The sequence below is a fragment of the Hyalangium ruber genome, assembly GCF_034259325.1.
Taxonomy (GTDB): Bacteria; Myxococcota; Myxococcia; order Myxococcales; family Myxococcaceae; genus Hyalangium_A; species Hyalangium_A rubrum.
Genome location: NZ_JAXIVS010000003.1, coordinates 157,514 through 176,961 on the forward strand (window position 1 = coordinate 157,514; position 19,448 = coordinate 176,961).

The 19,448-nt window shown below is 69.7% G+C and carries 14 protein-coding genes; 5 read left to right on the forward strand and 9 right to left on the reverse strand.

The window, feature by feature from the left end; genetic code table 11:
- Positions 1–207 precede the first annotated feature (207 nt).
- Entirely contained in the window at positions 208–1,569 is a 1,362-nt protein-coding gene (radA, locus tag SYV04_RS09600; protein ID WP_321545371.1) for a DNA repair protein RadA, read from the forward strand.
- Between the two features lie 5 nt (positions 1,570–1,574).
- On the opposite strand, the gene SYV04_RS09605 is transcribed toward radA, so the two are convergent.
- Positions 1,575–1,949: a hypothetical protein gene (locus tag SYV04_RS09605; protein WP_321545372.1), complete on the reverse strand. Its 375-nt coding sequence runs from the start codon at positions 1,947–1,949 to the stop codon at positions 1,575–1,577.
- 103 nt (positions 1,950–2,052) lie between these two features.
- A complete protein-coding gene (locus SYV04_RS09610) occupies positions 2,053–2,844 on the reverse strand; it encodes an ABC transporter ATP-binding protein (RefSeq protein ID WP_321545373.1) in 792 nt (263 codons plus the stop codon).
- A gap of 104 nt (positions 2,845–2,948) precedes the next feature.
- Between SYV04_RS09610 and SYV04_RS09615 the strand changes: the two genes are divergently transcribed.
- Positions 2,949–3,689 carry a DUF2652 domain-containing protein gene (locus SYV04_RS09615; RefSeq protein WP_321545374.1) on the forward strand — a complete coding sequence of 247 codons (741 nt, stop codon included), beginning with the start codon at positions 2,949–2,951 and terminating at the stop codon, positions 3,687–3,689.
- Here the strand turns inward: SYV04_RS09615 and SYV04_RS09620 are convergent.
- The 4 genes from SYV04_RS09620 to ptsP are packed head-to-tail and all read right to left on the reverse strand — an operon-like array spanning position 3,649 to position 11,179.
- Entirely contained in the window at positions 3,649–5,856 is a 2,208-nt protein-coding gene (locus SYV04_RS09620) for a molybdopterin oxidoreductase family protein (RefSeq protein ID WP_321545375.1), read from the reverse strand. The two genes, SYV04_RS09615 and SYV04_RS09620, sit on opposite strands and share 41 nt — an antisense overlap.
- Positions 5,857–5,880: 24 nt before the next feature.
- A complete protein-coding gene (locus tag SYV04_RS09625) occupies positions 5,881–7,713 on the reverse strand; it encodes a PTS fructose-like transporter subunit IIB (protein WP_321545376.1) in 1,833 nt (610 codons plus the stop codon).
- A gap of 29 nt (positions 7,714–7,742) precedes the next feature.
- Positions 7,743–8,687 carry a 1-phosphofructokinase gene (gene pfkB, locus SYV04_RS09630; RefSeq protein ID WP_321545377.1) on the reverse strand — a complete coding sequence of 315 codons (945 nt, stop codon included), beginning with the start codon at positions 8,685–8,687 and terminating at the stop codon, positions 7,743–7,745.
- A gap of 14 nt (positions 8,688–8,701) precedes the next feature.
- Entirely contained in the window at positions 8,702–11,179 is a 2,478-nt protein-coding gene (gene ptsP, locus SYV04_RS09635) for a phosphoenolpyruvate--protein phosphotransferase (protein WP_321545378.1), read from the reverse strand.
- Positions 11,180–11,597: 418 nt separating this feature from the next.
- On the opposite strand from ptsP, the gene SYV04_RS09640 reads away from it, so the two are divergent.
- Positions 11,598–12,152: a Uma2 family endonuclease gene (locus SYV04_RS09640; protein WP_321545379.1), complete on the forward strand. Its 555-nt coding sequence runs from the start codon at positions 11,598–11,600 to the stop codon at positions 12,150–12,152.
- Positions 12,153–12,154: 2 nt separating this feature from the next.
- On the opposite strand, the gene SYV04_RS09645 is transcribed toward SYV04_RS09640, so the two are convergent.
- On the reverse strand, positions 12,155–13,756 hold the full coding sequence (locus tag SYV04_RS09645) for a serine/threonine protein kinase (protein ID WP_321545380.1): 1,602 nt from the start codon (positions 13,754–13,756) through the stop codon (positions 12,155–12,157).
- Positions 13,757–13,916: 160 nt separating this feature from the next.
- Here SYV04_RS09645 and SYV04_RS09650 point away from each other — a divergent pair, with 160 nt between their 5' ends.
- Together SYV04_RS09650 and SYV04_RS09655 are read left to right on the forward strand one after the other, a co-directional pair.
- Positions 13,917–14,198, forward strand: coding sequence for an Imm32 family immunity protein (locus SYV04_RS09650; RefSeq protein ID WP_321545381.1), 282 nt, complete (start codon positions 13,917–13,919; stop codon positions 14,196–14,198).
- Positions 14,199–14,497: 299 nt separating this feature from the next.
- On the forward strand, positions 14,498–15,052 hold the full coding sequence (locus SYV04_RS09655) for a Uma2 family endonuclease (RefSeq protein WP_321545382.1): 555 nt from the start codon (positions 14,498–14,500) through the stop codon (positions 15,050–15,052).
- Between the two features lie 45 nt (positions 15,053–15,097).
- Here SYV04_RS09655 and SYV04_RS09660 read toward each other — a convergent pair whose 3' ends face one another.
- Both SYV04_RS09660 and SYV04_RS09665 read right to left on the reverse strand, forming a co-directional pair.
- Complete coding sequence (locus SYV04_RS09660; RefSeq protein WP_321545383.1) at positions 15,098–17,320, reverse strand: hypothetical protein; 2,223 nt, start codon at positions 17,318–17,320, stop codon at positions 15,098–15,100.
- 58 nt (positions 17,321–17,378) lie between these two features.
- Entirely contained in the window at positions 17,379–19,442 is a 2,064-nt protein-coding gene (locus SYV04_RS09665) for a monovalent cation:proton antiporter family protein (RefSeq protein WP_321545384.1), read from the reverse strand.
- Between the last annotated feature and the right edge of the window lie 6 nt (positions 19,443–19,448).

Genomic DNA, 19,448 nt, shown 5'->3' on the forward strand with positions numbered 1-19,448 from the left:
TCCTTGATTTGAGGAGCACCGCCTCGTGCGGCGCTGTTGTTGCCAAGGTTGGGTCGCTTGCCCCCGGGGGACAACTTGACAGCGGGCCCTTGCGCCGCGAGCGCCCGGCTGCCCGCTCGCCCTCCTTCCCGGCACGGCCCGAGGGGAGCGCGGAGGGCCGCGAAAAGAGGGGGAAACGTCGGAGGGACGGGCTAGAGAACCCAACCCATGGCGAAGGCAAAAACGCACTACTCCTGCCAGGCGTGCGGGTACCAGACGGCGAAGTGGCTCGGGAAGTGCCCCGACTGCGGCGCCTGGAGCTCGCTGCTGGAGGAGACCGAGAGCAAGGTGGACGAGAAGCGCCCGGCGTGGGGCGCCTCGGGAGGGGCCTCCAAGCCGGTGCTGCTCAAGGAGGTGAGCGGCGAGGTGGAGGTGCGACGGCGCACGGGCATCGCCGAGTTCGATCGGGTGCTGGGCGGCGGAGTGGTGGACGGCTCGCTGGTGCTCCTCGGGGGTGACCCGGGCATCGGCAAGTCCACGTTGCTGTTGGCGGCGTTGGATCGGCTGGCGCGGCACGGGCCGGTGCTCTACGTGTCGGGCGAGGAGAGCCTGCGGCAGACGAAGATGCGCGCCGAGCGGCTGCGGGTGGAGAGCGCGGCGATCCACCTGTTCGCGGAGACGGACGCGGACCGGGTGCTGGCGGCGGCCGAGGCGCTCAAGCCCACGGCGCTGGTGGTGGACTCGATTCAGACGATGTACCTGCCGGAGCTGGGCAACGCGCCGGGCAGCATTACCCAGGTGCGCGAGGTGGCCGGGAGGCTGATGGCGTTCGCCAAGCGCTCGGGGGTGCCCACCTTCATCGTGGGCCACGTGACGAAGGAGGGCGCCATCGCGGGCCCGCGCGTGCTGGAGCACATGGTGGACACGGTCCTCTACTTCGAGGGCGAGCGGGGCCACCCGTTCCGGATTCTGCGGGCGCACAAGAACCGGTTCGGCTCGACGAACGAGATTGGCGTGTTCGAGATGAAGGGGCTGGGGCTGGTGGAGGTGGCCGACCCCTCGGCGCTCTTCCTGGCGGAGCGCCCGGTGGGCAAGTCGGGCAGCGTGGTGACGTCCACGCTGAATGGCACGCGGCCGCTGCTGGTGGAGGTGCAGGCGCTGGTGGCGCCCACCGGCTACGGCACGGCGCGGCGCACGGCGATCGGCGTGGATGGCAACCGCGTGGCGCTACTGGCGGCGGTGCTGGAGAAGAAGGAGGACATCCCGCTGGTGGGCTGCGACTTGTTCGTCAACGTGGCGGGCGGGATGCAGCTGTCGGAGCCGGCGTGTGATTTGGCGGTGTGCGCGGCGCTGGTGTCGAGCCTGCAGAACCGGCCGATGGATCCGCACACGCTGGTGCTGGGCGAGGTGGGGCTCGCGGGCGAGGTGCGCGCGGTGGGCCAGGTGGAGCCCCGGCTGGCGGAGGCGGCGAAGATGGGCTTCCAGCGCGTGGTGCTGCCGAGCGGCAGCGCGCGGCGGCTGGAGGACACGAAGCTCAAGGTCGTGGGCGTGGAGACGCTCAGCGAGGCCTTGAGCGCCATGTTCGACTGAGGCGGCTAATTGATGCCGGGGCCCGAGATCTGGATGATGTGGAGCTGGGGCTGCTCCTTGCAGGTCAGATGGTAGCTCTTGCGCTTGATCCACAGGGTGATGTGCAGGTTCCAGTCCACCCCTCGCGTCGCATCGCCCTTGCCCCCCTCGTGCGGCCCAGCCGTAATGATCCACTCCTTCACTCGCATGTCCTCGATCAGCCGCCGGGCGATGAAGTTGGTGGTCATGACGCTCGAGCCTGGAGTGGGACGCGACATGGCTTCGATGAGCAGCTCCGCCAGGCGCTCGCCGGAGATCTTCACCCACTCGGACTGGAACTGATCGTTGCGCTTGCCAATGAAGTTGCGCAGGACTTCCGCCTTCAGCACATGGTTGATCATGGTCTCTCCCCTGGATGCTCGGTGCTCGTGACCGAGCAATGTGCGCCAGGGTAGAGAAGAGGCCAGGCTGCGGCTGTACCACCAAACCGGAGTAGCGCCCGGCTCAGCTCCGCTGCGGGCGCTGGGACTGGCGCTGCAACCAGCTGTGGAGGAACGCCTTCACCGCCGGGTGCTCCGAGCGCCGGATCTCCTCGGGCTTACCCGTCGCGACGACGCGCCCCTCGTGCATGAGCGCCAGCTTGTCCGCCACCCGGAAGGCCGAGGCCACATCCGGGGTGATGACCAGCGAGGTGGCCCCCAGCTGCTGCTTGCCCGTGAAGATGACCTCGTTCACCGAGGCCGTGGTCAGCGGGTCCAATCCCGCCGTCGGGTCGTCATAGAGGAGGATCTTCGGCTGGAGGATGGCCGCCCGCGCGAACCCCACGCGCTTCTGCATGCCGCCCGACAGCTCGCCCGGAAAGCGCTGGGCCGCATGCGTCAGCCCCACCACCCCCAGGGACTTCCGCACCGCCTCCTGAATCTCCGCCTCCGACATCTTCGTGCGCTGGCGCAGCGGAAAGGCCACGTTGTCGAACACCGTGAGCGAGTCGAACAGCGCGTTGGCCTGGAAGAGGATGCCCTGCTTGCGGCGCAGCGCGTCCAGCCCTGCCTCATCCAGCGTCGCCAGGTCCGCTCCGTCCACCCGCACCGTGCCGCGATCCGGTTCCAGCAGCCCCACCAGGTGCTTCATCAGCACCGTCTTGCCCGAGCCGGACACGCCCATCAGCACGCACGTGGTGCCCTCCTCGACCACCAGGTCCACGCCCCGAAGGATCTCTTGCTCCCCGAAGGACTTGTGGAGCCCCTGCACCTCGATCATCGGCCGGCGCGCCGACTCACCGCTCGTATCGCTCATCGCGGCGGCAGCATGACATGCCCAGGCGTCTCCCGGCAGCACCGAGCGGTGCCCGCGTGCGCTCCTCTATGGCCTCCCCCACTCCCTGCGCTAGGCTCCCCCACATGGCGATCGAGAAGGCCACGCTGCTCATCGCGGACATCGGCGGGTACACCCGCTTCATGAAGCATCACCGCTACAGCCTCGTGCATGCCCAGGACACGGTGGCCCAGTTGCTCGAGGCCATCATTGACGCCTCCGGCCGCTTCAAGCTCGCCAAGCTCGAGGGTGACGCCGCCTTCTTCTATGCCCTCGGCGATGAGTCCGCCTTCGGCCGGCAGGTTACCCACATCCGCCGGGCGTTCCTCGCCAAGCGCCAGCAGCTCGTGCTCGACCGCATGTGCAGCTGCAATGGGTGTCTGAACGTCGGTGAGCTGAAGCTCAAGTTCGTCGTCCACTCCGGCGAGGTGGCCTTCCAGCGGGTGAAGCGCCTCACCGAGCTGGCGGGCGTCGACGTCATCCTCGTACACCGCATGCTGAAGAACGACGTGCCCGTGTCCGAGTACGTCCTGATGACTGACGCAGTGCGCGAGCGGCTCGACCCGGAGCTGCACCCGTTCGCCCGAGGCATCGAGCATGAGTTCGAGGGCCTCGGTCGCACGGCGACGCACTACATCGACCTGAACGAGTTCGCCGCGCAAAAGCCCGAGGAGCTGGCGCCCAACCTGCTCCGCAAGCTGTGGAACAAGGTGATGATGGAGGTGCGCTCTCTCCCGTACGCGCTCGGCTTCAAGAAGCCTTGCCAGGACTTCCGCAACGTCGAGGTCATCGACGAGCAGGCGGCTTCCCCGCAGAAGCCGAGCTGAGCGTCACTCGCACCGGCACTCCGCTGAACGCGGCGTTCCCACACAGCGCATCCAACCGCTGGTCATCCGTCAGGTCATTGAGGCTGGCGCCCGCATGTTCCTGCGCCACCGAGAGCCGCACCCCGCCGCGGCGGTGGCCGTAGCCATGCGGCAGGCTCACCACGCCCCGCATCACCTCATCCGTCACGCTCACCGGCACGGAGACCTCGCCCACTCGGGAGGTGACAACGGCCTCGTCTCCCTCCGCCAGCCCGAGCGCCCGCGCATCCTCCGGGTGCATCATCAGCGTGCAGCGCGGCTTGCCCTTCATCAACATGGGGACGTTGTGCATCCACGAGTTGTTGTCGCGCAGGTGCCGCCGACCGATCAGCAGCAGCTCGCCTTCCGCGGGTGGCGCCGCGTCCTCCGGGAAGGCCGCACGCAGCCGCGCCACGTCCTCCACGAGGGGCTCGGGTGCCAGGTGGATGCGCCGCTCCTTGTTCGCCAGCCTCCCCGGCAGGCACGGTTGGAGCGGCCCCAGGTCCACCCCGTGGGGCGCTCGTCTCAGCGCCGAGAGGCCCAGGCCCTTGCGAAGCCCTCGCGCCCGCAGGCCGTAGGGCCCTGCCCTCAGTCCCACGTCGAGGATGCCCTCGGGCCCCATCCGCTTCAGCGCCTCGTACTTCAACGTGCCGCGCACGCTCCGGCCATGCCGCAGCACCTCCACCCGGTGCTGGAGTTCCATGAGGATGCGCCAGTCGTGCATCGCCCCAGGCCCCGGCTCGAACAGCGCGGGCGCGTATTTCGCCGTGTTCCGGATCGCCAGCGCGTGGAACGCCACGTCGTAGTGCCCTCGCTCCAGCGGAGAGGGCGGCGGCAGGATGAGGTGCGCGTGCCGCGTCGTCTCGTTGAGGTACGGGTCCACGGACACCATGAAGTCCAGCTTCCCCAGCGCCCGCTCCAATTGCTTCCCGTTGGGCGTGGAGAGCACCGGGTTGCCCGCGAACGTGAGCAGCCCGCGCACCTGCCCCGCTCCCTCCGTGAGGATCTCTTCCGCGAGCGCCGCCACGGGCAGCTCTCCCGCGAACTCCGGGAGCTGCCGCACCCGGCTCCGCCAGCGCGCGAAGCCTCCCCGGCTGCCGCTCAGCGCCCGAGGGCCGCCCACCAGGTCGAACGCCGGGAGCGTGAACATCGCCCCGCCCTCGCGATCGAGGTTGCCACTCACCACGTTGATGACATTGATGAGCCACTGGCACAGCGCTCCGAACGCCTGGGTGGAGGTGCCCACCCGCCCGTAGCACACCCCCGCCGGGGCCTCGGCGAACTCGCGGGCGATGCGGCGGATGCTCTCCGCGGGCACTCCCGTGGGGCCCGACGCCCGCTCTGGCGTGAAGGCCCTCGCCAGCTCCCGCACCCGCTCCAGGCCTTCCGTGAAAGGGGCCAACCGCTCCAGCCGAGGCCGCTCGAGCAGCTCGTGGAGCAGCGCGAAGAGGAAGAGCGCGTCGGTGCCCGGCCGGATGAAGAGGTGCTCGTCCGCGATACCCGCCGTCTCCGTGCGGCGCGGATCCACCACCACCACCCGCCCTCCCCGCTTCTGGATGGCGCGCAGCCGTTCCCGCACGTCCGGCGCCGTCATCATGCTCCCGTTGGAAGCCAGCGGGTTCGCCCCCAGCGCCAACAGGTACCCCGTGCGGTCCAGGTCCGGAATGGGCACCAGGAGCTGGTGGCCGAACATCAGATACGAGGCCAGCAGGTGCGGCAACTGGTCCACCGAGGTGGCGCTGTAGCTGTTGCGCGTGCGCAGCGTGCGCAGGAGCTGCGGGATGAAGAGCAGCGCCCCGTGGTTGTGGACCGTGGGGTTGCCCAGGTAGGTGGCCACCGCGTCACGGCCGTGCGTGTGCTGGAGCTCGTGGAGCCGCCCCGCCGCCTCGTCCAGCGCCGCCTCCCAGGAGATGGGCTCCCAGCCACTGGCCGTGCGCCGCATGGGCTGGCGCAGGCGGTCCGGGTCCTCGTGGAGGTCCTTCAGCGCCACCGCCTTGGGGCAGATGTGCCCTCGGCTGAAGGGGTCCTGCTCGTCACCTCGGATGGAGGTGATGCGGCCCTCCGCCACCTCGATGCGCACCCCGCACATGGCCTCGCAGAGGTTGCAGGTGCGGAAGTGCGTCTGGGTTCCGGGGGCTGGAGTCGCCATGGCCGCTCACTCTACCCGACCGGCTCAGGTGGCAGGCAGGCTTGGCGCCCCCTCCTCAGGCAGCGGCTTCTTGAGCACCGCCACGCCCACCGCCGTCACCACCGTCCCCACGACGACGGCCAGGGCAAAGGGCAGCAGCGGAGACACGGCTCCGGGGATGGCCATGACGAATACCCCTCCATGGGGCGCTCGCAGTCCCACGGCGAACAGCATCGACAGGGCCCCGGCCACCGCCGACCCGAGCACCAGGGCGGGGATGACGCGCAGCGGGTCCTTGGCGGCGAAGGGAATGGCCCCCTCGGTGATGAAGGCCAGCCCGAGCACGGCGGCGGCTTTTCCTGCCTCGCGCTCCTGCAGGGTGAAGCGGCTCCGCGCCATCACCGTCGCCAGCGCCAACCCCAGCGGTGGAGTCATCCCCGCCGCCATCACCGCCGCCATGGGCGTGAGCACGTTGCTGGCCAGCAGCCCCACCGAGAAGGCATAGGCGGCCTTGTTGAGCGGCCCTCCCATGTCCAGCGCCATCATGCCTCCCAGGAGCGCTCCCAGCAGCACCGCGTTGGTCCCGCTGAGGCCCTGGAGGAAGCGCGTCAACGAGGCCATGAGGAACGCCACCGGCGTGCCCACCACGTAGACCATCAGCACGCCGACCACGAGCGTCGACAAGAGCGGGAGGATCAGGATGGGCTTCAGGCCCTCCAGGTTCCGCGGCAGCTTGATGGCGTCCCGCAGCCAGCGGGCAAGGTAGCCGGCCAGGAAACCCGCGAGGATTCCTCCCAGGAAGCCCGTCTCCAGTTGCACCGCCAGCATGCCTCCCACCAGGCCCGGCGTCAGGCCCGGCCGGTCGGCGATGGAGAAGGCGATGTAGCCCGCCAGCACCGGCACCATGAGGGCGAAGGCCGCCTTGCCGCCAATCTGCATCAGCGCGGCGGCCAGCGTCCCCTGCTCCTGGGCCGCGTTGATGCCGAACACGAACGAGAGCGCGATGATGAGCCCGCCCGCCACCACCATGGGCAGCATGAAGGACACGCCCGTGAGCAGGTGCTTGTAGGGACCCGTCTCCTTGCGCTCTCGCGAAGCCCCAGTGGCGGCGGCCTGCTCGGCATGTGTCGGGCCTCCTTGCGGCAGCGGCAGGGCCAGCGCCTCGTCGATGACCGCGCGGGGCCGCTTGAGCGCGTCGCCCACCGAGGTGCGCAGCAGGCGCTTGCCGCCGAAGCGCTCCAGCGACACACCCGTGTCGGCGCCGATGATGACGGCGTCCGCCTCGGCGATCTCCGCTTCCGTCAGCGTGTTCTTGGCGCCGACGGAGCCCTGGGTCTCGACCTTGATGGTGTAGCCAGCCTCCGTCGCAGCCCGCTTCAGCGCCTCGGCCGCCATGAAGGTATGTGCGATTCCGGTTGGACAGGCGGTGACAGCCACCAACTTGCCGCTCTTGCCCGGAGGCGCCGCAACGGGCGCCCCGACCGGGGTCGCAATGACCGGAGTCTCGACCGGGGGCACCGGAGCGGCGACGGTTGCCAGCGTCGAGGGCCCGGCGGCATCGGCTCGTGACAGGCCGGCCGCATCCAGGGCCGCGGCGAGGACAGCGTCGGTCTCCCGGATGGCGGTGGCGGTCGAGATCCGATGCACCGGCTTTCCGGCGAAGCGGCTTTCATCCACCTGGACATCGGCGGCGATGATGACGGCGTCCGCCTCGGCCAGCGCCTGGCTCGGCAGCGGCGTCTTCACGCCCTCCGAGCCCTGCGTCTCGACCGTGACGGAGTGGCCACGCAACGTGGCGACCTTCCTCAGTGCCTCGGCCGCCATGAGGGTATGCGCGATGCTTGCAGGACTGGCGGTGACCGCGACGAGCCTGGCCATGACTGCATCTCCTTTCCTGGAGCCGACCGTCAGCCGGCCTCTTCCACCTGCACCCGCGCCATGAGTTCCTCCACCTCGGCGCGTGGCGGCAGGACCGGGCCTGGCCGCGTCAGCGTGCCGACGGCGAAGGCCGTACCCCACCGCGCACAGGCCTCCAGCGCCTCGCCCCGAATCCATCCACCGAGCACGCCCGAGAGCATGGCGTCCCCCGCCCCCACCGTGCTCACCACCCGCGTGGGCGGAGGCCGGGCGAACACCGCCCGCGTGCGCTCCACCAGCAGCGCGCCCTCGCCTCCCATCGAGACGACGACCCGCCCGATGCCCCGCGCGACCAGTCCTCGCGCTGCCTCCAGCACGTCCTCGCGCCGAGGGAGCTGCCGGCCCACCAGCTCCTCCAGCTCGCGGAGGTTGGGCTTGATGAGGTCCGGCCCCTCCGCCACGCCCAGCCGCATGGCCGGTCCGCTGGCATCGAGCGCGACGAGGCACCCGGCCCCGCGCAGCAGCCGCACCAGCTCCGCGTAGGCGCTCTCCGGCAGCCCTGCCGGCAGGCTCCCGGCCAGCACGAACCACCGGCGCTGGCGGGCCAACGCCTCCAGGTCCTTCTTGAGCGCCGCCCAGTCCTCGTCGCCGATTCGCACTCCGGGCAGGTTGATGTCGGTCACCTGCCCCGCTTGCGCATCCAGCACCTTGAGGTTCATGCGCGTCTCGCCGGCCACCCGGCGGCAGCGGTCCTCGATGCCCCTCGCGCGGAACAGCGCCTCGAAGGGCTGGGCATTGTCCCGTCCCAGGAAGCCGGCCGCGGTGACCGGACGCACCCAGTCCGCGAGGAAGGCCGCGACGTTGATGCCCTTGCCCCCAGGGTCCACTCGGTGCGAGGTGACGCGGTTGACCTCGCCGGCCCGGAACCCTGGGCAGTCCAGCGAATGGTCGAGCGCGGCATTCAGCGTCACCGTGGCGACACCCTCGGCCTCCATGGCAGTGCCTCCCATCAGCCGGCGACCGCCAGCGCTCGAACCTCGGCGGCGCTCTGGCAATCGAGCGCGCGGCGGGCCATCTCCTCCAGCCGCGCCATGGACAGGCCCCGCATGCGCGCCTTGATGGCGGCGATGCTGGGAATCCCCACGCTCAGCTCGGCCACCCCCAGCCCCGCCAGCATCATCGCCCCCGCAGGGTCTCCGGCGATGCCTCCGCAGGCGCCCACCCAGATGCCGTTGCGTTTGGCCGCCTCCACCGTCTGGCGCACCATGCGCAGCACCGCCGGGTGCAGCCCGTCGGCCTGCGGCGCCAGCACCGGGTGCAGCCGGTCCATGGCCAGCACGTACTGCGTCAAGTCGTTGGTCCCGATGGAGAAGAAGTCCACCTCGCGGGCGAACTGATCGGCCATCACCACCGCCGCCGGCACCTCGATCATGATGCCCACCTCCACGGGCTTCGCCCCCACGTCGCGGCGCACCTCCTCGGCGATGGCCTTGGCCTGCGTCAGCTCGGAGGGCGTGGTCACCATGGGGAACATCAGCCGCACCGCCCCCAGGCGCGAGGCGCGGAAGATGGCGCGCAGCTGCGTGCGGAACAGGTCCGGCCGCTGCAAACACAAGCGCAGGCCCCGCACCCCGAGGAAGGGGTTCTCCTCGGCCGGCATCGACAGGTACGGCACCTCCTTGTCCCCGCCGATGTCCAGCGTGCGCAGAATCACCGGCAGGCCGTTCATGGCCCGCAGGATGGCCTCGTACACCTCGAGCTGCTCCTCCTCGCTGGGAGGCGTGTCCCGCTGTAGGAACAGGAACTCCGTGCGCATCAGCCCGACACCCTCGGCCCCGCCGTTCACCGCGGCCGCGGCCTCCTTGGGGGAGCTGATGTTGGCGGCGACTTCCACCCGCACACCGTCGGTGGTGACGGCGGGCAGGTAGCACGCGCGCCGCTCCTCCTCGCGCCGGAGCAGCGACTGGCGCTGGCGTTCGGCGGCGAGCGCGCGGTCGGCGGGAGTCGGCTCGGCGATGATGACCCCGTTGTCGCCGTCGATGATGCACTCCTGCCCGTCGGTGAGATCGATCACCGCCGGCCCCGCCGCGACCACGGCCGGCAGGTCCAGCGAGCGCGCGATGATGGCGGTGTGCGAGGTGGCTCCGCCCCCGGCGGTACACAAGCCCAGCACGGTGCGTGGATCGAGCTTGGCCGTGTCCGAGGGGGACAGGTCCTCGGCCAGGATGATCACCGGGTGGTCGGGCGCCGAGGTCTCGCTGCCCTGGATTTCATCGGCCAGCAGGCGCAGCACGCGGCGGCCGACGTCCCGCAAGTCGCCGGCACGGGCCGCCAGCAGCGCATCCTTGATTCCACCCAGGAGCGTCGCGCGCTCCTCGTAGGTTTCCCGCCAGGCCCAGCCGGCGCTCGCGCCTCTTTCGATTCGGCGGTGGGCCTCGGCCACCAGCTCCGGATCCTCCAGGAGCTCGAGGTGCGCCTTGAAGATGGCCGCCTTGGCCGCTCCCGCCTTCTTCCAGAACTCCTCGTAGAGGTTGTGCAGCTCGGCGGTAGCCGACGCCAGTGCCTTGTCCAGGCGGTCGCGCTGGACCAGCGGATCCGGCGCGGTCGGGTGGACCACCAGTCGCTCGCGCTGGAAGTGCCACACGGGCGCGGTGGCGATGCCCGGCGAGGCCGAGACTCCCGCCAGCATGCGGCCACCGTAGGCCAGGGCGGGCCGCACGGGCGCCGGTGCGGCCTCGGCGGCAGGCGCCTCGGGTTGGCCCTCCCCGAGCCCTCGCGCGAAGGCGGCGGCGATGGCGGACAGAGCCGCCCCGGCATCCGGCCCCTCGGCGAGGACCGTCAGCTCCGTCCCCCCGCTGGCGCCCAGACCCAACAGGGAGATGAGGCTCTTGGCGTTGGCGCTCTTGTCCCCCCGGCGCACGGCGATGTTCGACGTGAAACGCTTGGCGGTCTCGACGAGCTCCGTGGCCGGGCGGGCGTGCAGCCCATGCGGCGACGGCGCGACCACGGTGATGGAGGCGCCGCGCACGGCCACCGTCTCGGGCGTAGCGACGGCGGCCCTCTTGCCGTTCAGGTGGGCGGCGATCTCCTCGCGGTCCGTGGTGACGGCCAGCCGGGCCGCGGTGGCCGCGTCGCCCAGCACGCCCGTGAGGTTGGCGAGCACCTGGATGTGCTCGTCGGACCTGGCGGCGATGCCGACGGCGAGGTGCGCCAGCCCGCTGTCGCCCCAGGGGACACCGGCGGGGAACTGCACCACCACGATGCCGGTGCGGAGCACCTGCTCCCGCGCCTCGGGCAGACCGTGGGGGATGGCGATTCCGTTGCCGAGGAAGGTGCTGGCCAGCTGCTCCCGGCCACGCATCGCGTCAATATATGCGGGGGAGATGAAGCCGCTCTCCACCATGGCTCGGCCCACGAGCGTGATGGCCTCATCCTTGTCTCTGGCGGTACTGCCGAGGCGGATGTTGTCCGGGCCAAGCTCGAGCATGTCCTCTCCTGTCCAGCACCGCCTGCATCCGTTGCGTGAAGGGTGGCGCGCGACCGGATCTGAGAACGACCGGGCGGTCCATCCGAGCTTCGGAGAGGGCAAGCGGTCGCGGCCAGCGGAAGGTAGGGGCCTGTAGCCACCGTCGCAAGGGACTCGGGGGCGGCCTTGGGCGGCAGCGTCAACAGCGGACACATTCCGGCGCGCGGCGCCAGGCCATGCCTCGAACTGAGGAGCCAATTCGAGGGCCCTCCGGCGGCGCTCCCGCCAAAGCTGTCTGGTTGTCAGACAGGTTTGCCGAAAGCGGGTCCTCCCTACCCTGAAGGGAGGGTGTCATCGGTGAGACGTCCTGTGTCAGACCGGAACGCTATGCCTTCACCGCATGGATATGATGGCGGGCGTTGGGGAGCATGGGGACGGAATGGAACGGAAATCGGCCACCTACGCGGATCTGGAGGCGCTGCCCGACAATGTCATCGGGGAGCTCGTCGCTGGAGCGCTGTATGCCAGTCCACGGCCGGCGGGGCCGCACACGCATGCGGCCTCCAAGTTGGGAACTGCTTTGGGAGGACCGTTCGACCAAGGACGGGGTGGCCCTGGAGGCTGGCACGTCCTCTTCGAGCCGGAGCTACACCTGGGTGAGGATGTGCTGGTACCGGATCTGGCCGGCTGGCGACGCGAGCGGATGCCTCGGTCTCCCAGCGCCGCTGCTTACACGCTCGCGCCAGATTGGGTGTGCGAGGTGCTCTCGCCATCCACCATGGCCTTGGATCGAGCGGTCAAGCTGCCGGTATATGCGCGCGAGCGCGTGCGGCACGTCTGGCTGGTAGACCCGGTGGCGCGCACGCTGGAGGTGTTCCGGCTCGAGGGGGAGCGCTATACGCTGCTCGTGACCCACACAGGCGCGACTCGGGTGCGTGCCGAGCCCTTTGATGCCATCGAGCTGGCGCTGGCCTTCCTCTGGGGCGAGGATTAGCGCTACCGGGGTTCCCCCGTCGCAGGTGCAGAGGCTGGCTCGCGGTCCGGCGGGAAGATGGGAGCGTAACAGCCGCCCCGATGCACGAAGCCGTTCCCGGGACAGTCCTCGAGCTCGACGTCCACCTTCAACCAGCAGCCTCCGTTGATTGCACTCTGTCCCTTGTGACAGCGCCCCTTCGAATCGGGCCTGAGCTGCCCTGGTAGCGGCTGCTTTGGCATCTCCAAGGCTATCCCTCTCCCTGTGGGAGCTTTGAGAACAGCGGAAGCGCTCAGTGTTGTGTCTCCAAGAGCGACAGCCTCCTCCGCGTCGGATGCACTCCTCGCCACGGTGGAATCCTCGCCGGCACGCCCAGGCTCTGACCTCCCTGGCAGGAGTGCCAAGGTGCCCACTGCCATGAGCCAGGGCAGCCATCGCCGGGACCGCGTGCGGGGAATGCGTCGCACGGCGGGTGCCGCGGCACGGGGGAGCTGCTGAGCTTCCCGCGGCTCCGCTCGAACTCGCAGAGCCGCATCCGATTGCTCGGCCTCGCGGACTTCCTCCCGATCCCGGCGGCGCGGGCGGTGGCCCAGCAGCTCGGCTTCAGCCACATCTCCTTCTGGCCACTGCGAGCGCTCGAGCGTCTCCCACTCGAACAGGGGCACGTCCGCCATGGGTCCGGCATTCGCTACGCCCTGCTCCATCGCCTCGGCCAGCTCGCCCGGGTGACCACGCTCCTCGGGCCGCCGCGACAGCATGCGCAGGATGAGCGCGTTGAGCTGCGGGTCCATCCGAGGGTTGAGCTGCCTCGGAGGCCGTGGGCCTCCTCCCTCCGGCCGCCAGCACCGCCCCTCCTCCAGGCTGGGGTTCGTGAAGGGTGGGTACTCGTCCGTCACCAACCGGTAGGCCATGACACCCAAGGCGAACACATCATCGGCAGGCCGGGCCACATAGGGCTCCGTCGAGGATGGACCGAGACGCTGGAGGTACTCCCAGGCTTCAGGGCTGCGGTAGGCCGGAGTGCCTGGAAGCATGGGCAAGGGCGTCAGCCGCACCGCGCCCGAGTAGTGCCCTGCCCCGAAGTCCGTGAGGAACAGGCAGCCATCCGCCGACCGAACCAACGTGTTGTCGCCCTTGACGTCCCGATGCACTCCGCTCACCGTGTGGGTGGCTTGAAGCGCGCGGGCGGCCTGGGCAAGCAAACGCAGGACCTGGCGCGACGAGGGGTTGCGGCGCGCGGCCCACGCATACAGCGGCCCTCCTTCCACCCATTCCATGACAAGGAAGGGATGGGCGCGGCCGGAAGGGTGCCGCCACACTCCCGCGTCGAGCAGGCTCGGTACGCTGGGATGATGGATGCGCGAGAGCAACTCCGCTTCACGCGCGAAGCGCGGATCTCTGGGGTAGAGGGACAGCTTGAGGGCTACGGACTCGGCTTCTGCCTGACCCTCTCGCACCGCCCGGTATACCGCGCCATAGGTGCCTCGGCCGCGAAGGCTGACGACCTGCCATCGCCCAAGGCGGGTGCCCCTCGGCAAGGCCTCCGGGCCAGTTTCCTGCGCCATCGGCAGCGCATCCACGAGTTCCTTCCAGGTAGGAGTACCCACGCGTTCACCTGGAGCCATCCTACCTCAAGGGTTGCCAGGAAACATCCTTCCTCAGGCCAACCAAAGTCCCGACTGCACCTCCGAGATGCTGATACATCTGGAGCAGCACCGCGCGCGGGGGCACCAGGTGACAGACGAGATGCGGACATTGCAGCATCGGCTGGAGTGAAGGTGGGCAATGAAGACCCGAATCACCATTGAATTGGAACTCAACGCGTCGGGCATTCCCTTTGTCGAGCGCCCTCCGGAGGCACTCCTCGAATGCCGCTGCGCTCCCGTCGAGCCAGGCCGTCCTGCCTCCATCGAGATCCAGGGCAATGAAGCAGGGCTCCGGTGGCTGGCCGAAAAGGCCCTCGCCGTCGCGAATGCCCGCCCCGACGGCTACCACGTCCACCTCGGCAAGGACGAAGGTCTGCTGGGCGGTGAACTCATCATCGCGCGAAGGAGTCGCCAGCACTGATGCCGCGGGAGAGCTGCGTCAGCGCGTCGGACAGGGTACTGCCTCGCGCACACCCTCTTCCGTGCGGCCGGCAAGCAGCGCCAGAGCGTGCCACGGCATGGCTTTCGAGGTGCAGCCCCGATTCGAGGCCCCCGGCGGCGCTCCTGCCAAAGCTGTCTGGTTGTCAGACAGGTTTGCCCAGTGCTGCTCGACCCTACCCAGGAGAGGGGGTGTCATCCGCGCGACGTCCTGTGTCAGACCGGAGCGCTATGCCTCCACTGCATGGATATGATGGCGGGCGTTGGGAGTATGGGGATGGAATGGAACGGAAACCGGCCACCTACGCGGATCTGGAGGCGCTGCCCGACAATGTCATCGGGGAGCTCGTTGCTGGAACGCTGTATGCCAGTCCACGGCCAGCGGCTCGGCACACGTTCGCCACCTCGCGGCTGGGCATTGCATTGGGCGGCCCCTTCGACCAGGGGCGTGGAGGGCCCGGTGGCTGGGTCGTGCTCTTTAAGCCGGAACTGCACCTGGGCGAGGACGTACTGGTGCCAGATGTGGCCGGCTGGCGGCGCGAACGGATGCCAAGACCGCCCCACACAGCAGCCTTCACGCTCGCGCCAGACTGGGTGTGCGAGGTGCTCTCGCCCTCGACCATGGCCCTGGATCGAGCGGTCAAGCTGCCGGTGTATGCGCGCGAGCGAGTGCGGCACGTCTGGCTGGTAGACCCGGTGGCCCGCACGCTGGAGGTGTTCCGGCTCGACGGTGAGCGCTACACCCTGCTCGTGACCCACGCAGGCTCGGCTCGCGTGCGCGCCGAGCCCTTTGATGCCATCGAGCTGGCGCTGGCCTTCCTCTGGGATGAGGAGTAGCCCCGAACGCCGCTGCCCTGGGCCGCCGCGTCAGCGCTTCAAGGGTCACGGCAGCACGCCCGGCAACCGGAGGATCACCACGTGCGGCGCCGCGCCATTGGTGACGTTGATGGTGATGTTCGCGTTGCCGCCCGTGCCCCGGCCTACCAGGTAGGACATGGAGCGCGCCCGGCCGCTCGTGCCGCTCTGTAGCCCGACCGCTCCCAGCCGCCCCCAGCTCCCATCCCGCAGGTTGAAGGAGTCGTAGTCGTAGCCCGTGGCGTAGTTGGCGTGGTCCAGCGCCAGCGTGGCCGCCCAGTCCATCATCAGCTCGGAGAAGGGCGTGCCCGTGTGCGCCTCCAGGTTGGCGATGCCCGAGCCCGGCCCCATGACCCAGTTCTTCCAGAAGTTCGCGTGGCCCTTCTTCTGCGCCGCGCGCCACACCAGCAGGAAGTTGTAGCCGTAGATGCACTGGCCCTCGAGCGCCCCGCTCGGGCGGCTCTCGTACACCACGCGCACGCTCTGCGGCGAGCTCAGGCACGGCTCCGCGTAGCCTTGAATCTCGTCCACCTGGCTGCCCAGCCCCGCGAGCTGCTGGGCCGCCATCGCGCTGCCCTCTTCGATCCACAGCTCCTCCGGGAACTGGTCGGACGTCAGCCGCCGCCCCGTGGCGATCAGGTGCTTGAGCTCATGCACCATCGTCGCCGGCATCACCACGCTGAAGTAGCTGGTGCGCGGAATCTGCCCGCCGAAGCTGCCCGGCGTGGCCGCGTAGAAGATGTCGCCCTCGTTGCTGTGGACCCCCGTCTCCGGGAACGCCACGGCGTCATCGAACAGATCCAGCGGCTTCACGTAGCCCAGCAGCCCCTGTGGCGCCAGCAGCCGGCTGAACACGATGAGGATCTTCTGGTTGCCGTCCACGTCGGCGAAGTTGCCGAAGTACTGCCGGTCCGGAGGCACGACGCGCGTCTCGAAGTCGTTGGCCAGGCTCTGCAGCTCGGCGCTGCTGAAGTCACTCAGGTCCTCGTTCTGCACGAACCAGTAGGCGTTGGTGCTCACGCGCTTGAGCGTGGCAGTGATCTGCGTCTGCCCCGTGCTGGTGTCGATCCAGAACCGGCACGTCTTCGTGTCCACCGTGTACGGCCCCGCGCAGTTGTCGATCGCCAGCGAGCTCACCGTCCCCGGCGCTCCCAGCGTCGCCGCGCCGGCCTGGCGCAGCGCCCGCACGTCTCTCAGGTCCTTCTCCATCTTCGCCAGGTGGGCCTCCTGGTGGGCCCGCATTCCCGTCCGCGCCTGGAGCGCCAGCGGGGCCAGCGGCACGGGGGAAAACGCCTCGGCCTCGGGCGAGGACACGTCCTGCGCCAGCACGCCCGTGGTGTTGACGGTGTAGTTCAGCCCGTCCACCGTCAGCGACTGGCTGGCATGCACGGGGATGACCGCCACCCGCTCGGTGGCCGACAGCCCCTGCAGCGTCACCGTGGCCGAGCCGCCCGTGAAGTCCGTGGGGCGCAGGTACTGCACGTTGGACGGCAGGGGCACGGTGTTGCCCTTCACCCTCAAGAGGATGCCGAGGTTCTGCATGGGAGGAATGACGGGCGTCGGGTCCACGCCCCCCGTGGTGTAGGCGCCCTCGTAGTCTCCCGAGTCGGCCAGGCTGTTGCCGTTGACGTCCTTGGTCGCGGTGACGGCGTACTGCCCCGGCGGCAACGAGAAGGAGAAGCTCGCCGAGGCGCCGCTGCCGCTCACCGTCATCTTCCGGGTGTTGGCGTGGGTGGAGACGCACTGGCCTGCGCTGATGAAGCACGCCGTCACCTGGGTGCCAGCGACGTCGCCGTTCGCGGGCGCCGTGACCGTGCCGCGAATCGTCTGGTTGGAGCTCACCGCCATGGTGATGTTGATGTTACGGGCGGGCGGAGTCACCGCGACCGCGCCCTGGCCGTTGCCGTAGACACCCTCGTAGTCGCCGCTGTCCAGCTCGTCGTTCGTGTTGGTGTCCTTGGCGGCCACCACGAGGTACTGACCGCTGGCCAGGTTCGCGACGCTATACGGAGCGCTCACGCCCGTGCCCTGCAGCGTGAGTGACTTGGTGTTGGGCGAGGCGGTGTCGCACCGGCCACCGACGACGAAGCAGACCAGCACCTGCGTGCCGGCGATGGTGCCTCCGTTGGGCGCCGTGACCGCGCCGCTGAGGGTGCCCGGAATCAGCGTGTCCTCGTCGCCCTCGCCCGGCTCCTCTCCCGGACAGCCAGCCAGGCACAGCGCCACCACCCCGCTCGTCACGAGCCGCATCAGTCTCCGCATGTCCCGGAATGTTACCCCCGAGACAATTGGAGCCGCCACGGGCCCCCTACCCCGGCGCGGGCAGCAGCAGGCTCCGAGCCGCCTCCACCGCCTCGTGTGTCCCCGCCAGTGCCAGGACGTCGCCCTCCTGGAGCGCTTCCCGGGCCGTGGGGAAGGAGATGCCCTCCTCGCCTCGGTGGATGGCCAGCACCGTGGCCCCCGTCAGCCCGCGCAGGTTCAGCTCCGCCAGCGTCCGGCCCACGGCAGGGCTCCTGGCCTCCAGCCGAACAGGCGTGGGAGCGCCCAGGCCGGGCAGCATCCCCTGCACCTGCTCCAGGTCCATCTCCTCCGAGCCCGGCTCCTTCGCGCGGGACTGCGCGGCGAGCGCGTCCACGATGACCTGGGCTCCCGCGCGCACGTGCCCCTCCAGGTTCATGGCGCTGCGCCAGAAGGCGACCGCCAGCACCCCCAGCAGCAGCAGCACCAGCAGCGCGCTGGTGAAGCCCTGCACGAACGGCTGGGTGATGGCGATGAGCGGCGCCGCCACCAGCAGGACGATGACGCCCTGCAACGTCACCAGCAGCGCGCGTCGAGGAGCCGCCGCGAGATCCACCTTCCCGCCCGGCCGGGGCGGCAGCGCCACCTCCGCCAGCACCGTCCCCAGCCGCCGCGCGACCTGGACCACGCCCGCCAGGAACGGGAGGCTGATCAGCACGGCGCCTGCCACCACGAGCCGCTCGGCCCACACCCGGCCCATGCCGGTCTTCTCCTCGATGACGAGGGCCATGCTCTCCAACGCCAGCGAGGTACCGATGATCAGCCCCACCAGCAGCGCCGCATCCAGCAACAGCAGGCCCACCAGCCTCCGGACGTTCGCTCCCCGCGTCTGCCGGGGCGAGGCCTCTCGCAGCCCTTCGAGCCAGGTGCCGTAGAGCGCCACGAACGTCTGCAGCGGCTTGGGCAGCTTACGGTCCACGTAGTTGGCCACCGGCCCCGCGGTGCGGATCAACATCGGCGTGGTGAGCGTGGTGATGGCCGAGACCGCCACCGCCACCGGGTAGAGGAACTGCCCGGTCGCCTTCAGCGACAGCCCCAGCCCCGCGATGATGAACGAGAACTCGCCGATCTGCGCCAGGCTCATGCCCGCCTGGACGGAGGTGCGCGTGCCATTGCCGGTGAGGAAGGCCCCCAGCGAGACGCTGACCACCTTGCCCACCACCACCACCACCGTCAGCACCGCGATGGCCACCCAGTGCTCGGCGATGAGCGCCGGGTCGATGAGCATGCCCACCGACACGAAGAAGATGGCGGCGAACATGTCCCGCACCGGCTGCACGAGGTGCTCCACCTGCTTCTCCTCGCCCGACTCGGCCACCAGCGAGCCGGCCAGGAAGGCGCCCAGCGCCACCGAGTAACCAAACGTCTGCGCCAGCAGCGCCACCGCGAAGCAGATGCCCACGCTGGCCACCAGCGTCGTCTCCGGGCGGTTGAGCCGGATGACCGCGCGCACCGCCCGGGGGATGACCAGCAGGCCCACCACCACCAACCCCACCAGGAACGCCACGAGCCGGCCCGTGGTGAGCGCCAGCTCTCCCGCCGACAGCCCCGTGCCCGTGGACACCGCCGTGAGCGTCGCCATCAGCAGCACCGCGATGAGGTCCTCGACGATGAGCACGCCGACGACGAGTTCCCGCAGCCGGCCGCGGATGTTCTGCTCGTCGAACGCCTTGGCGATGATGGTGGTGCTCGAGATGGCGATGAGCGCGCCGGTGAAGAGGCCCTCGATGGGCGTCCACCCGAACGCGCGGCCCACCACGAAGCCCAGCCACACCATGATGCTGCATTGGATGACGGCCGTAAGCCCCGCCGTCGGCCCCACCGAGAACAGCTTGCGCAGGCTGAACTCCAGCCCCAGCGAGAACATGAGGAGGATGACGCCCACTTCCGAGAGCGTCTGGACCACACCCATGTCCGCGAACAGGGGGATGGCGATATAGGGACCGACGATGAGCCCGGCGATGATGTAGCCCAGCACCACCGGCTGGCGCAGCCGCTGGAACAACACCGTCGTCACCGCCGCCACGCACAGGACCAGCGTCAGGGCCTTCAGGAACTCGTGTGCGCCGTGCATCTCTTC